Annotated in this window: 10 protein-coding genes; 5 read left to right on the top strand and 5 right to left on the bottom strand. The window is 69.8% G+C overall.

Annotated features, from left to right (window positions below; translation table 11 throughout):
- Window positions 1–16: 16 nt before the first annotated feature.
- The gene (locus ON43_RS26405; RefSeq protein WP_040811720.1) at window positions 17–1765 is read right to left on the bottom strand and encodes an NTP transferase domain-containing protein; all 1749 of its coding nucleotides are present in this window, start codon (window positions 1763–1765) and stop codon (window positions 17–19) included.
- Between the two features lie 355 nt (window positions 1766–2120).
- Between ON43_RS26405 and ON43_RS26400 the strand changes: the two genes are divergently transcribed.
- Window positions 2121–2915, top strand: a complete 795-nt coding sequence (locus ON43_RS26400; protein ID WP_245568759.1) for a helix-turn-helix transcriptional regulator — start codon at window positions 2121–2123, stop codon at window positions 2913–2915.
- 84 nt (window positions 2916–2999) lie between these two features.
- Here ON43_RS26400 and ON43_RS26395 read toward each other — a convergent pair whose 3' ends face one another.
- Window positions 3000–3881: an alpha/beta fold hydrolase gene (locus ON43_RS26395; RefSeq protein ID WP_083913744.1), complete on the bottom strand. Its 882-nt coding sequence runs from the start codon at window positions 3879–3881 to the stop codon at window positions 3000–3002.
- A gap of 221 nt (window positions 3882–4102) precedes the next feature.
- Here ON43_RS26395 and ON43_RS26390 point away from each other — a divergent pair, with 221 nt between their 5' ends.
- Both ON43_RS26390 and ON43_RS26385 read left to right on the top strand, forming a co-directional pair.
- The gene (locus ON43_RS26390) at window positions 4103–4543 is read left to right on the top strand and encodes a hypothetical protein (protein WP_174416495.1); all 441 of its coding nucleotides are present in this window, start codon (window positions 4103–4105) and stop codon (window positions 4541–4543) included.
- A gap of 82 nt (window positions 4544–4625) precedes the next feature.
- Window positions 4626–4910, top strand: a complete 285-nt coding sequence (locus ON43_RS26385) for a WhiB family transcriptional regulator (protein WP_281033342.1) — start codon at window positions 4626–4628, stop codon at window positions 4908–4910.
- 68 nt (window positions 4911–4978) lie between these two features.
- Here ON43_RS26385 and ON43_RS26380 read toward each other — a convergent pair whose 3' ends face one another.
- The 3 genes from ON43_RS26380 to ON43_RS26370 are packed head-to-tail and all read right to left on the bottom strand — an operon-like array spanning window position 4979 to window position 6871.
- Window positions 4979–5725, bottom strand: coding sequence for a VOC family protein (locus tag ON43_RS26380; protein WP_040811719.1), 747 nt, complete (start codon window positions 5723–5725; stop codon window positions 4979–4981).
- A 37-nt stretch (window positions 5726–5762) separates the two neighbouring features.
- Window positions 5763–6062, bottom strand: a complete 300-nt coding sequence (locus tag ON43_RS26375) for an MGMT family protein (protein ID WP_040811718.1) — start codon at window positions 6060–6062, stop codon at window positions 5763–5765.
- A gap of 32 nt (window positions 6063–6094) precedes the next feature.
- Entirely contained in the window at window positions 6095–6871 is a 777-nt protein-coding gene (locus ON43_RS26370; RefSeq protein WP_083913743.1) for an alpha/beta fold hydrolase, read from the bottom strand.
- A 139-nt stretch (window positions 6872–7010) separates the two neighbouring features.
- Here ON43_RS26370 and ON43_RS43930 point away from each other — a divergent pair, with 139 nt between their 5' ends.
- Both ON43_RS43930 and ON43_RS26360 read left to right on the top strand, forming a co-directional pair.
- Window positions 7011–10784 carry an ATP-dependent helicase gene (locus ON43_RS43930; protein WP_040811737.1) on the top strand — a complete coding sequence of 1258 codons (3774 nt, stop codon included), beginning with the start codon at window positions 7011–7013 and terminating at the stop codon, window positions 10782–10784.
- Window positions 10781–14575, top strand: coding sequence for an ATP-dependent helicase (locus ON43_RS26360; RefSeq protein ID WP_083913738.1), 3795 nt, complete (start codon window positions 10781–10783; stop codon window positions 14573–14575). The genes ON43_RS43930 and ON43_RS26360 overlap by 4 nt, the downstream gene beginning before the upstream one ends.
- The last annotated feature ends 50 nt before the right edge of the window (window positions 14576–14625 follow it).

Here is a 14625-nt window from a genome sequence, read left to right as displayed (position 1 = left end):
GGAATGACCGGGGTGATCAGCCTCGCAGAGGGATGAATTCGGCGAGGGCGCCGTCTTCGGCGTCGGCGGGGACGATGACCACGCCGTCGTGGTGGAGCAGGTCGGCCAGGTGGGCCGTGCGCAGTTGGAGGACACCGCGGAAGCCGCCCTCCGGGAGGGCGCGGGCGGGGACGATGCGATTCACGGGGGCCGTCAGCTCACCGGCATTGACCAGCGGGCCCATGATGCGGTGGGCCGGGGTCGCGCCGGTCAGGGCCTCCACGGTCGCGCCGATCAGGCTCAGCAGGGTGGCCACCGCCGCGAACGGATTGCCGGGCAGGCCCAGAACCACTGCGCCGGTGGCCAATTGCGCAGCCACGGTGGAGCCGCCGGGCCGCAGGCGCAGGCGGCGCAGCAGGATCGAGGCGTCGGTGCGGTCCAGGGCCGAGCGCAGTTGGTCGGCCGCGCCGCCGCCGGTGGCGCCGACGATGACCAGCAGATCGCAATCGGTGGCCGCGGCCAGCACCTCGTCGAAGGCATTCGCGGTGTCGCGCAGGTGAACCCGCTCCAGCACGCTCACGCCGTACCAGGACAGCAGATCGGGCAGGATGGGCCCGATCGAGTCGCGGGTCTGGCCGGTGTGCAGCGGGCCGTCGCCGCGAATCTCGTCGCCGGTCATGACGATTCGCGCGCGCACCGGGCCGCGCACGTCCGCGGCGGTCACCTCGGCGCTGGCCGCCACCGAGATGAGCGCCGCGTTCACCGGGGTGCCCGCGGCCGCGACTTCGTCACCGGGCAGCCAATATTCGCCACGGCGGCGCACATCCTCGCGAATCGGAGTGTCCGGCAGGCGATACAGCGTGCCGTCCTCGTCGATCCGCACGAATTCGTCGCGCACCACCGAACTCGTCCCGTCGGGCACGTGCGCCCCGGTGGCGATCCGCACCGCCTCGCCGTCGAGCAGGCCCACCGGCCGCTCGCCGCCCGCGAAGCCGATATCGCGGCGCAGCTGCCACGGCCCGTCGCCGCTGACCGCGTAGCCGTCCATGGCCGAGACATCGAAGCGCGGCAGCGCGTCCGCGGCACGCAGGGGAACGGCCAGGGTCGCGCCCCGCGCCGCGCGCAGCACCGCGTGCCGCACGGGCAGCGGAGAGATGTTCCGGCGCAGCGTCTCCCGCGCCTCGTCCAGCCACAGCGGGTCCGCCGAGCGCGCGGCCCCGGTCCGGGCCCGCCGCACATCCTCGGGTGTGTCGCAATCCTCCACACCGGGCAGTGCCACCATGGCGGTGTCCACCGGCACCAGCGCCTTCATGGGCCGGTTCACCAGGGAGTCCAAACCTTGCAGCGCCGCGGTCAGCGCCGCCCGCCGCCACACCCCGACCAGATACTGCGGCCGCCCCGAGGCATCCGCCGCGAAGACCGCGTCGGCCCCCGATTCCCTTGCGTGCGACAGCAGTTCGTCGATCGCCGCCGCGGTGAGGAACGGCATGTCGGCGGCCAGCACCACGATCAGCCCGGCCGGGAACTCACAACCGGCCAGCGCGCCCAGCCCCGCCGCGATGGCCGCGACCGGACCGGCCCCGGCCGGTATCTCCTGTGCCTGAAGGATTTCCGGCGGCAGCTCGGGCCGGTGCGGGCCCACCACGACCGTGCGCGCGCAGCCCGCGACCGCGGTCAGCGCCGCGTCGAGCATGGACTGCCCGCCGACCACGATGGCCGGTTTGTCCACTCCGCCCATGCGGCTGGCCTTGCCGCCGGCGAGCACGATGGCATCGATGGGGCTCACGAGCCGGATCCCGGTGCGCTGTGCGTCGCGAACAGACTGGACATGGTTGAAGATCGTAGTGGCAGGCCGTTCCCGGCTTGTCGGGCGTGCCCGATTCGCGCGCTAGCCAAGTAATTGCGGATACTCGTTACGTTATGTGATGTGGCACGACACATAGTAGAAATGGTCTTGTTTTAACGTTTGGAACAATCTCATATGGCAGTATCCGAGCTGATGAACTGGCGCAGTACGCGGCGTTCGTCACAGTTCACACCAGGCGTCACACCGGGTCCCACTGTCCGGTACCAGGAGGACCCAGAGCGATGAAGGTTGGTTTGCTGAATGTTTGTGGAGAGGGAACGGCGTGGTGCTGGGCGTGAAACCGGATAGGGACTCCGACGATCTGAAGCCGCCCACATTCGGCCTGCTGCTGCGCCGGTTGCGCGACGCGCGCGGGGTATCACGCGAAAGGCTGGCCTTCAATGCCGGTGTGAGCGCCAGCTACATCAGCCATTTGGAGAAGGGCGATCGCGGCCATCCGACGCGCGAAGTGGTGGATGCGCTGCTGCGATATCTGGACCGAATAACCCCGCTGTCCGCCGTCGAGCGCCGCCATCTGCTCGATCTGGCCGGACTGGGGGTCAGCGAATTCCCGACCGTGGAACAACTGCGGTCCGAAATCACCGACGACATGCGCCGCGCGCTCGATCTGCACGAGCCGAATCTGGCCGCCTACGTCGACACCCGCTGGAATGTGTTGGCCTGCAACGAAAGTTACGCCAAGGCTTTCCCCGGGCTGGCACAGGACATCAATATCCTGCGCTGGTTCCTGGGCAATGAGGCCGCCCGCGACGTCATGGTCGAGTGGGAGGAGGAGGTCCGGCTGACCGTGCACTGGCTGCGCGGTCTGATCGCGAGCTCAGGAGATACCGCCTGGTCGGTTGAATTCCTGGCAGAACTCGGACGATTCGGACTTTTCCGGGAAATGTGGGACGAGGGCGTCGCGGCCTACGGGCGGCCCCGCGCCACCATGCGGCTGCGCGAGCGCGAGACCGGGCGCCGCTTCGATATCGCCGTGCAGCTGTTCAGCGTCTTCAACGCGGCCTACCCCAGCCAGATTCAGATCTTCCTGGGTATTCCGAGCTGGCACGAGGCCGGAGAGGCCAACTAGGGCCGAGCCGTACCGAAAACCAATCGGCCGTGACCCCCAGGGTCACGGCCTACGCGTTTCGATTGCCCCGCCTGCTCTCCGCCGTCACTGGGCGGCTTGGATCTCGCGACCCCCGCGCCGGTTCGGCCACGGCGCGCTCAGCGCCCGCGCCAGCTTGCTCTCCGGCTTGGCGGTCGCCCGCGCGACCAGCCGGACCAGTAGCGGCGCAACCACTTCAGGATGCGTCCAGGCCGCGCCGTGCCCGGCCCCGGGGATGGTGACCACGCCGTCCGCGCCGGAGAGCCCGGCGGCCAGCGCCTCGGACTTCTGGGCGGTGCTGGTGGCATCGTGGCTGCCGCGCACCACCAGGGTCGGAGCCGTGATCTCCGGTAGTCGGTGCAGCACCGAGCGCCGGTCCATCAGGCAGCGGGCGGCCGGCACGATGGCCTGGCGGTCCGAGCCGTACCAGCGGCTGGTCCACGCGCGCCACAGCCGCGGATCGGTGCCGCCGATGATCTGCGGGGCCAATTCGGCGACCAGCGGGGCCATCGGCTCCTCACTGGTCCAGCGCTCGAAGAATTCTCGGTAGAAAGCCAATTCGGACGGGCTGCAGGCACCCGCCTCGGTATCGATCAGCGCCAGGCCCTGGACCCGTTCGGGTGCGAGCAATGCCATGCGCAAAGCCGCATACCCGCCCTGGCTCATTCCGCCGACGACCGCCTTCTCGATTCCGAGTTCGTCCAGCACCGCCAATCCGTCGGCGGCGAGATCCCAATAGCTGAATGGTTCGCCATCGGGTGACTGGGTGCGTCCGTGGCAGCGAGCGTCGACCGTGACGAGATTGATACCGGCGGCTGCCAGAGATTCGCGCATGGGATCGAACATCGACTCGTCCATGAAGAATCCGTGGGCGAGCAACAAGGTCGGACCGTTGATTTGGCTGGTGACGTAATGAACCGTGGCTGAACCTGATCGCACATAAGGCATGGTCATGACCCTAAACGGCGAGAGCGGTCGTTCCCTATATGTTTGCCCGCCTGGTGTCAGGCACCCTGCGGTGAGGTTCCCGACGGGTACCAACACTGGCCAGTGTCAGTACTGCTAGGGGTTTGCCCCAGATTGCCTCAAAACTGGACAACAAGATCACGATGCCTTTTTAATCAGGCCGTGGCGCTTTTGGGACAAGCGCAATTTCTAGGGAGGAAACAATGTTCGACGTCACCACCGCAGCCCGCCGAAATGACTTCCGGATCGATCGCGGCGCTGGATTGCGGGAGTCGCTCGAAGGTCTGTTGCTGCACGACGGAGTCGGCCTGGATGCGCGTATGCGCCATGCGATTTCCGCGGTAGTGCACCTCGCGGTCGATGCCCCGCTCGGACTTCCGGAGGACGCCGAAGAATTCCTGGGCCGGCTGGACGCCGGATGGCTGTTCGCCGCGTGGAACGACAGCGATCAGGAACTTTCACTGCTGAATACCCTCGCCGGTGGCGAGGTTCCCGCATTGAGTTGGTGCGAACTCATGTTCACCACCGCGTTGGCGCCTTGGTCGGGTGCTCCCGCGGCGGTGCACGCGCGCCGGGTCTTCGTCAATGGCGAGCAGGCCAAGCTGGCCGCGGTCAGTGGCGATTGCTCGATGGGTCGCCCGTAACTCGATGGGCCGCCAGTAAAACGTACCGCTCGTTTTCTTTCAAAACTCATGTAGTGAACGTAGAAGTGAAGGGATAGAGGAAGTGAAGCTGCTTTTCACCAATTTCGACGCCATGTTCGAAACCCTCGCCCGGCGCGATGGATCCGACTCCGAATCCTGGCATCAGCAGGCGCTGTGCACGCAGACCGATCCCGAGGCATTCTTCCCCGACAAGGGTGGCTCCACCCGTGAAGCCAAACGCATCTGCTCCTCCTGCGAGGTGCGCAAGGAATGCCTCGATTACGCGCTCAGCCACGATCAGCGCTTCGGGATCTGGGGCGGCCTGTCGCCGCGCGAGCGCCGGCGTTACGAGCGCGGCGCTGCCTGAGCGGATTCCGCTCGCCCGAGCCTCCGCGGGGAAGTGGGAGGGTCGGACGCTCTTTTGGATTGACACTGTCAGTCGATAATTGTTCGTAGCAGACAGAATTCGTTGGTTTCCGGATCGGCGAGCACCATCACCGGATCATTCGCCGGGGGTGCGCTCGAACCGGCCGAAAGGGAGACCGCGCCAGCGGCCCGCAATCGGGCCGCCTCCTCGACGGGATCGTCGGAGGGGAAAGCGACGAGGTCCAGGTGGAGGCGGCCGCATTTGGTCGGTGCGTCCGGTTTCCGCAGGAACTCCAGCCACGGGCCCTGCCCCGTGGCGGCACGGATGCCCGCATAGTCGGACCGCTCATGGGTGAGCGGCCAGCCCGCGGCGGTGGACCAGAATTCGGCCAGCCGCAACGGGTCCCGGGTATCCATCACGATCGCGGCGACCGCGCCGGTGTCCACGTACTCCTCGCGCGGTTCCAGCACACAGAACTCGTTGCCCTCCGGATCGGCCAGCACGGTCCAGGGCGCGGCGCCCTGGCCGATGTCCACCCGGCGGGCGCCGAGGGAGAGCGCGCGATCGATTTGCAGCCGTTGATGATCCAGCGAACGGCTGCACAGATCCAGGTGGATGCGATTGAGCGCGGTCTTGGGACGCCGGGCGGGCAGGAAGGTGAGGGCCACGTCCGGTGCGTCCGGATCCGGGGCGGCGATATCGACCTGCCCGGGGCGGTTGACCGTCACCTCCCAGCCCAGCAGCTCGGCCCAGAACCGGGCCACCGTCCTGGGCTCGATCGCATCGAACACCACGCACGCCAGTCGGGTGGACATGCTTTCACGGTAACCGGCGGGGCGGGTGCCCCGTTCGCTATTCGGGGAAGGTGTGCCGGGCGCGGCGCAGATCCACCCGGCCGTCGGTGATCGGGCAGCCCTCCGCGATGAGCTCGGACAGTTGCCGATGCGCCAAATGTGGTGCGGGCGTACCGTTTGCGCGCAGTACCCGATGCCAGGGCAGATCCGCGGCATCGGTGCGCATGATCCAGCCGACCGTGCGCGGAGTGGACAGGCCCGCCGCGGCCGCGATATCGCCGTAGGTGGCGACCCGGCCGGGCGGAATCGATGCCACCAATTCCCGCACACGCTCGATTTCTGCTTCGGTGGTTGGCATTTCGAGCCTCCGGTTGGCTTTTCCGGTCGAAATCAGAGGACGGTGCGGACCAAAGCGGCGGTCTCGGCCGGGCGGGCCTGGGCCACCATGTGGTCGCAATCGAAGTCGTGGACCGTTAGTCGGTCGCCCAGGTGCTCGATGAGCGCCGCGCGGAAGGCGGGGGACACCAGGGGTGGGTCCACCTTCATCGCCTGCACCATGACCGTCGGCGTATCACCGGGCGGCAGCACGAACTCGCGGGCGATCTCACCCCAGAACGCGATGATCGCGGGCATGGTCATGCGCCAGCCGACGCGGCCGTTCGCGGTGGGCACCAGATGTTCGGTCAGTTCGGCGTCCAGCACCGCCGGGTCCAGCTCGCCCCAGGCGGTCTCCAGCTTGTCGAAGCGGGCCTGCTCGGCGCTCGCGTAATCCGGTGCCGCCAGCATGGAATTCGCGATCTGCAGCATGCGGTCGGGCTCCAGGCCGATCGCGGGGTCCAGCAGCACCAGCGCCCGCACCAGCTCCGGGTGGCGGCGCGCCAGATGCACCGCGATGGCCCCGCCGAACGAGTGCCCGAGCACCACCACGGGTTCGCTGGACTCGGTCCGCAGCAGCGCCACGAGATCATCGACCAAAGTTTCGAAATCCCACGGCGGCACGCCGGGCGACCTCCCGTGCCCGCGCAGATCCGGTGCAAGGATCCGGACATCGGGGAGATGATCGTCGGCCAGCCGCTGCCAGCGTCGGCCGTGACCCGTCAACCCGTGCAATGCCAGGACGACCGGACCGGTCGAGGGACCGAAACGATGCATATGAAGCTCCACCACGCAGCCCATTCTGCTGCCTGCGCCCGCCGTGTTCAGCCCGCCTCCCGCGATGTGAACATCCCGCGCACTGTGATCGGCGGCACGGACAACTCATGGCAAACGAAACCTGTCGGGGCGGTCTGTTGAAATAGCCAGCGTGATGCGGTCATATAGCTCGGTGCAACTCGTGCGCCGGGCCGAGGCGGAGACTCCCTCGCGGGAGTGGAACGCCGAGCTCGGGCCGCTCTTCGACGACCTGGGCCCGGATCCCGGCTGGCGGCCGTGGCAGGTGCTCGGCGGTCCCGGGACCGGCAAGACCGCGCTGCTCGTCGATATCGCCGCCGCCCGCATCCTGTCCGGGGCCGCGCCCGATTCGGTGCTGGTGCTCACCTACACCAAGCGCGCGGCCACCGCGGTCCGCACCGCCATCACCGCCCGCATCGCCGAGGCCGACCCGGAGCTGGGCGGGGTCCCGGGAGCCACCCGGGGACCGCTGGTGCGGACCGTCCACTCCTACGCCTTCGGACTTTTGCGCACCTTCGCGGCGCACCACGGCAATCCGCCGCCGCGGCTGCTCACCGGATCCGAGCAGGACATCGTGATTCGCGAAATGCTGCGCGGCGACCTAGCCGACGGCGCCGAGGACTGGCCCGAGCGACTGCATCCCGCCCTGCCCGCCGCCGGATTCGCTGAACAATTGCGGGACCTCATGTTGCGGGCCACCGAACGCGGCCTCGGCCCCGAGGACCTGATCGAACTCGGCCGCACCCACCGCCACCCCGAATGGGTCGCCGCCGGCCGCTTCGCCGAACGCTACGAACAGATCATGATGCTCCGCTGGTCCGTCGGCATGGACGTCCCCGAAGCCTCCGCCCCCGCCCTCGACGCCGCCGAACTCGTCACCGCCACCCTCGACGCCTTCCACGCCGACCCCGAACTCCTTGCCGCCGAACGAGATCGCCTCCACTGCATCCTCACCGACGACGCCCAACACCTCGACCCCCACGCCGCCCAACTCATCCGCGCCCTCGGCGCCGGCGGCGCCACCACCGTCATAGCCGCCGACCCCGACCAATCCGTCTACACCTTCCGAGGCGCCGACCCCCGCTTCGCCACCGACCCCGAAGCCCCGGCCGACCGCCGAATCATCCTGCGCCGCAACCACCGCTCCGCCACCGCAATCCAAGAATTAGCCGACCGCATAGCCGCCCGCCTCCCGGGTTCTGCATCGCATCGGACCCCACCGCCAGACCTTCGCCGTGCCCCGGCCACCACTGACTTCCTCCGCGAAATCGCAGAAGACCTGGCGTCTGGAGGCGTTGACCCGGCAAACGGCAACGGCCACCCGGTAAACGGCCACGCCACGACCGGCAACGACCACCCCCGTCATTCCGGCGCGCTTTTGGCCGGAATCCACGATCGCGATGTGGATCCCGGCCAAAAACATGCCGGGATGACGGGTGAAGCTTCGCGGCCGCAGTCCGCCGATGTGGTCGTGAATGCCTGGGGCACTGAGCAATCCGCCGGTGAGGCGCGAGTGCAGGTGTTGACCACGCCCGCGAAGGAGGCAGCGCTCATCGCCGACCATCTGCGGCGGGCGCATCTCAGCCACGGCGTGCCCTGGTCTCGCATGGCGGTGATCGTGCGGTCGGTGCCGCTGTCGCTCGCGCCGCTGCGGCGGGCGCTGCTGGCGGCCGGGGTACCGGTGCGGCAGCCTCCGGCCGACGTGCCACTAGCGCGGCGACGGGGCGCGGTATGGATGTTGTTGGCGCTGCGGGCGATTACGGCGGGGGATCCGACGTCGGTGCGGCATCCGCGGCCGATCTCGTTCACGGCCGATGATGCGCTGGATCTGCTCGCGGGACCACTGGGTGGTGCGGATCAGATCAGCCTGCGGCGGCTGCGGCGCGGTATCCGGCGCAGCGTGCTGGAACTCGGGTATCCGGAGCGCGCCCGCGACGACGCCGATGGCGTAGCGGAAGCTACCGAAGCCGCCGGGACACCGAGCGCTGCGGCACACGCCGAAGCGGCGGCGGATCCGGCGGGATCGGCTGCGGCCGGACTGGATTCGGGTCACGACCAGCGCGGCGGCGAGCAGCCCGCCAGCGGGTCGGCGGTGAGTTCCTCGCGTGGGGGTGACGTCGATCTGTACGCGGAGCGGTACGCGGATTTGGATCGGTCGTCGGCGGAGATTCTGCGGGATTTGCTTGTGGGGGTGGGGAATCGGGCTGTTCTGGAGAGGCTGACCAAGGTTGAGGCCGCGCCGTTGGAGCGGGTGCTCAAGGCTATGCGGCGGGCTCGGAAGATCCGGCGGGATGGGGGTGGGCTCGAGGATGTGATGTGGGGGATTTGGACCGCGTCCACGTTGGAGCGGCGGTGGGTGGGGCAGTCCGAGCGCGGGGGAGCGGTCGGGATGCAGGCGGATCGGGATTTGGATGCGGTGGTGGGGCTGTTCGAGGCGGCCGCTGCGTATGTGGATCGGCTGCCGCGGGCGACCATTGAAGGGTTTGTGGAATACCTGGAGCAGCAGGAGATTCCGCAGGACAATGCGCCGGTCACCGATCCTGGTGAGGCGGTGACCATCTGCAGCGCGCACGCGGCGGCGGGGCGGGAGTGGGACACCGTTGCGGTGGCGGCCGTGCAGGAGGGGATCTGGCCGAACCTGCGGCCGCGCGGCACCCTGCTCGGCGTCGAGGATCTCGTGGATCTGCTTGCGGGGGTGGCCGGTTCGGGTGAGAAGGTGAGCCGCGCCGCGCCGCTGCTGGCCGAGGAACGGCGACTGCTGCTGGTGGCGTGCAGCCGGGCGCGGCGATCACTGCTGGTGACGGCGGTCGAATCGGTGACCGGCGACCAGGATCTGGTGCCCTCACGCTTCCTGGCGGAGATGGACGCCGACGCCGCTGACGGGAATCCGGGGCGGATCCCGCCGCCGGTCGACCCCGGCCGCGCCCTGGCCATGCATGCTCTCATCGCTGAATTGCGTTCCGCCGCATGCGATCCCGAAACCTCTCCGGAGCGCCGGATGCGCGCGGCCCGGCAGCTGGCACGGCTGGCTCGCGCCGGTGTCCGTGGCGCGCATCCCGACGACTGGTACGGAACCGCCGAGCTGTCGTCCTCGAATCCGTTGTGGGACAGCGTGGACGGCGCGATCTCGCTGTCCCCGTCCACCGTGGACCAGCTCAAGACCTGCCCCCTGCGCTGGGCGCTGGAACGCCACGGCGGCGGCGACGGCGAGAACCCGCACGCTCTCAAGGGCAATCTCGTCCACACCCTGGTGCAGGCCCTTGCCGGACAGGTCGATGAGGCCCAGGTGAAGCAGGCCCTGGTCAAGGCGTGGAAGAAGATCGACCCCAGCGCCCGCGACGGCGAGAACTGGCATTCCCGTGCGGAACTGCGCCGCACCGAGACCATGGTCGACACCTTCCTGGCCTGGCTGCGCAATACCCGCGACGAGCTCACCGCCATCGGCGTCGAGGTCCCGGTGGACTGCGTGCTCCCCGCGCGCGGCCCCGACGAGCACCCGGTGCGGATCAGCGGCCGCGTCGACCGCGTCGAACGAGATGCGCTGGGCCGCTTCGTCATCGTCGATGTGAAGACCGGCAAGACCCCCATCTCCAAACAGGCCGCCGAGGAGCACGCGCAGCTGGCCACCTACCAGGTCGCCGCCGCCGAGGGCGCCCTCGGCGAAGGCGAGCCCGGCGGCGCGCGCCTGGTGTACGTGGCCAAGCCCAACTCCAAGGAGGGCGCGACCCAGCGCATGCAGCCGCCGCTGGACGCCGAGGGCATCGACACCTGGCGCGGCGTCATCCACGACGCCGCCGACGCCTCCAAGGGCCCCAGCTACCTGGCCATGCGCAATGACGGCTGCCGCCACTGCAAGGTCGCGGGCAGCTGCCCGGTCCAGGACACGGGCCGCCAGGTGACCGACCAGTGAGCGCGTCGCCTGGCGATTCCGTTGCGGGCGAAGGCGTCCCGGGCGGGCGCGTCACGCCGCGTCAGCTCGCCGACGCGCTGGGCCTGCCGCCGCCGACCGACGAGCAGGCCGCCGTCATCGCGGCCCCCTCCGGCCCCACCCTGGTGGTGGCGGGCGCGGGCGCGGGCAAGACCGAGACCATGGCCGCCCGCGTCGTCTGGATGGTCGCCAACGGCCTGGTCGAACCCGAACAGGTGCTGGGCCTCACCTTCACCCGAAAAGCCGCCCAGCAGTTGACAACCCGCATCCGCACCCGACTGGCGCGGCTCGCGGGCGCACCCATCATCCGCGACATCGACCCCACCGGCCGACTGCGCGGCCTGCTCACCGGCTCCGAACCCGAGATCAGCACCTACCACTCCTACGCGGGCCGCCTCCTCACCGAATACGGCCTGCTCCTCCCCGTGGAACCCACCGCCACACTGCTCACCCAGACCCAGCTCTGGCAGCTGGCCTACCGCGTCGTCTCCACCTGGGACGGCGACCTCGACACCGACCGCAGCCCCGTCGGCGTCACCGAAGCGGTCCTGGCCCTGTCCGGCCAGCTCGCCGAACACCTGGTGGAACCGCACCAATTGGCCATGGCCCACGTGGAATTGGAGCGCCTGATCCACACCCTGCCCGCCGGCCCCCGCCAGAAGGGCGGCCCCAAGAAGGCCCTACTGGACCTGCTCGAGGCCCAACACGAACGCGTCGCCCTGCTACCCCTGGTGGAGCGCCTGGCCGACGAACTCCGCCGCCGCGGCGCATTGGATTTCGGCGCTCAAATGTCCCTCTCGGCCCGCCTGGCCGCCACCCACCCGGAAGTCGGTGCCGCCGAACGCGATCGCTTCCGCCTCGTCCTGCTCGACGAGTACCAGGACACCGGCCACTCCCAGCGAATCCTGCTGTCCTCGCTTTTCGGTGCGGCGGCCCCGGCCCCATCCGACCGTGCGGCCGATGCCCCACCCCGTCATTCCGGCGCGCTTTTGGCCGGAATCCACTCCGACGGTATGGATCCCGGCCAAAAGCATGCCGGGATGACGGGAGGGGCTGCCGACGTGACGGGAGGGGAGGTCGGGGTGACTGGAGGGGAGGTCGGGGTGACGGGAGGGGCTGCGCGGCATCGGCTGGCGGTCACGGCGGTCGGCGATCCGATGCAGTCCATTTACGGCTGGCGTGGCGCGTCGGCGGCCAACCTGCCGCGCTTCGCGACCGACTTCCCCGCTGCGCCAGGCATTCCCGCGCCGATCCTGCCGCTGCTCACCAGCTGGCGAAATCCACCGGAGGCGCTGGATCTGGCGAATCTGGTGTCGGATCCGCTGCGGGAGCGGGCGGCCCGGGGTGGGGGTGTGACCGTTGACGCGCTGCGGCCGCGACCCGGGGCAGGGGAGGGGACGGTGGCCTTTGCGCTGGCGGAAACCATTGTGGAGGAACGCGATTGGGTGGCGGAGCGGATCGCGGCGGAGTGGGAGGCCGCGACCGACGACGACCTGCCGCCGCCGACCTCGGCGGTGCTGGTGCGGCGCAATGCCGACGCGGCACCATTGGCGGAAGCCTTGCGCGAGCGCGGATTACCGGTCGAGATCGTCGGCCTGGGCGGGCTACTGCACACGCCCGAGGTCGCCGATATCGTCGCCACCCTGCGCCTGATTGCCGACCCTGCGGCGGGCAGCGCGGCGGTGCGCATTCTGACCGGTGCGCGCTGGCGGATCGGCGTCTCGGATATCGCGGCCCTCTCGCGGCGCGCCCGCGAGCTGTCCATCCGGCGGCCCGCCGGGCAGTCCGACGCCATCACCGACACCGCCACCCTCGACGAGGCCCTGCGCGAGGTCGCCCCCGAACCCGCCGAGAAGGCCGGTCTCGGCGACGCCATCGCCGATCCCGGTGACGCCGAACAGTATTCGCCCCAGGGCTTCGCCCGCATCACCGCGCTCGGCCAGGAGCTCTCGGCCCTGCGCGAGCGGGCCGGGCAGCCGCTGGCCGAACTGGTCGCCGATGTGGAGCGCACCATCGGCGTCGGCGTGGAAACCCAGGCCCGCCGCGCCCAATCCGCCGCGGGCCGTGAACATCTCGACGCCTTCGCCGAGGTCGTGGCCGGATACTCCGCCGACCACCGCTCGTCGCTGAACGGCCTGCTCGACTTCCTCGCCGCCGCCGAGGAGGTCGAAAACGGTTTGGAGCCGGGCGAAGTCGAGGTCGCGCACGACCGCGTCCAGGTGCTCACCGTGCACGCCGCCAAGGGCCTGGAATGGGAGGTGGTCGCGGTCCCGCACGTGGTCGACGGCACCTTCCCGTCCGGCACCGGCACCGCCACCTGGATGGGCGCGCTCGCCGAACTCCCCACCGCCCTGCGCGGCGACCGCGAACAGGAGGACGCCACCGACGGCGTCCCCGTCCTCGATCTCGACGACATCTACGACCGCGCCGACCTCGAACGCGCCCTCGACGAGCACAAGAAGGCCCTCGCCGCCCGCCGCCTCGACGAGGAACGCCGCCTGTTCTACGTGGCCCTCACCCGCACCGAGCGCGCCCTGTTCGTCTCCGCCCACCACTGGTCGGAGACCGGCTCGAAACCCAAGGGCCCCTCCGCTTTTCTACTCGAGCTCAAACACGAGACCGAGGCCCCGGGTTCGGCGCTGTCGCGCACCGTCCGCATCGACCGCTGGGACGATCCGCCCCTGCCCGACACCCCCAACCCCTTCACCGACAACCCGCAGACCGCCACCTGGCCCCGCGATCCGCTCGGCTCCCGCCGCGAATTCGTCGAGGAGGGCGTGGAACTGGTCAAGGCCGCGCTCACCGCGCTGCGCGCGGAATCCCGTCCCCAGCAGACCGAACTCGACTTCGGCCCCGAATTCGGCGGCCCCGCAACCGATCCCGAGCCGGTCGAGGACGACGACCCCGAAGGCTGGGCCGAGGACGTCGACGCCCTCATCGCCGAGCACCTGGCCGCCGAACAGGCCGTGCGCGAGGTCGAACTCCCCGGCCAGCTCGCCGCCACCTCCCTGGTCGACCTGCGCGCCGATCCCGCGAAACTGGCCGCGCGCCTGCGTCGCCCGCTGCCCTACCCGCCCAGCCCCTACACCCGCCGCGGCACCGCCTTCCATGCCTGGCTGCAGCGCTGGTTCGGCGGCGCGCGCCTGCTCGGCTTCGAGGAACTGCCCGGCGCGGCCGATATCACCGACACCGACGCCGACCTGCTGCGCCTGCAGGAGGCCTTCCTCGCCTCCCCGTGGGCCGACCGCAACCCGGTCGAGGTGGAGATCTCCTTCGAAACCACCCTCGCGGGTACCGTGATCCGCGGCCGCATGGACGCCGTCTTCCGCCGCCCCGACGGCACCTGGGTCGTCGTCGACTGGAAGACCGGCTCCGAACCCCAACGCGCGGAAGAGGATTCGGTCGCCATCCAGCTCGCCGTCTACCGCCTCGCCTGGGCCCGGCTGGAGGCCGCCCGCACCGGCCGCCCCGAGGAAGAACTGCTGGCCAACACCGTCGCCGCCTTCCACTACGTCCGCACCGGCCGCACCATCGCCCCCGAACACCTGCCCGGCCCAACCGAACTCGCCGCCATCATCACCGCCGCCGCACCCCATCGCGCTCCGCCGCTCCCACCCCGCCAGCCCCCAGCCGAGGAACCGGACGACGACGATCCGGGCCCACCCGAACCCACCGACGTCGAAATGCTGCGTCCCCCGTCGGAGTTCGACGTCCCCCTCGATTTCGACTTCGAACCCCCGCCCGACGTCGAATCACTGCCACCGGACTGGTAGCGCCTCCCGGTCATTCAGGGGAGTTGCTCCTCGTCATTCCGGCGTGCTTT

The sequence above is a fragment of the Nocardia concava NBRC 100430 genome (genome assembly GCF_000308815.1).
Lineage (GTDB): Bacteria > Actinomycetota > Actinomycetes > Mycobacteriales > Mycobacteriaceae > Nocardia > Nocardia concava.
The sequence above is the reverse complement of the archived record's forward strand: the minus strand, read 5'-3'. Positions and strand labels throughout refer to the sequence as shown.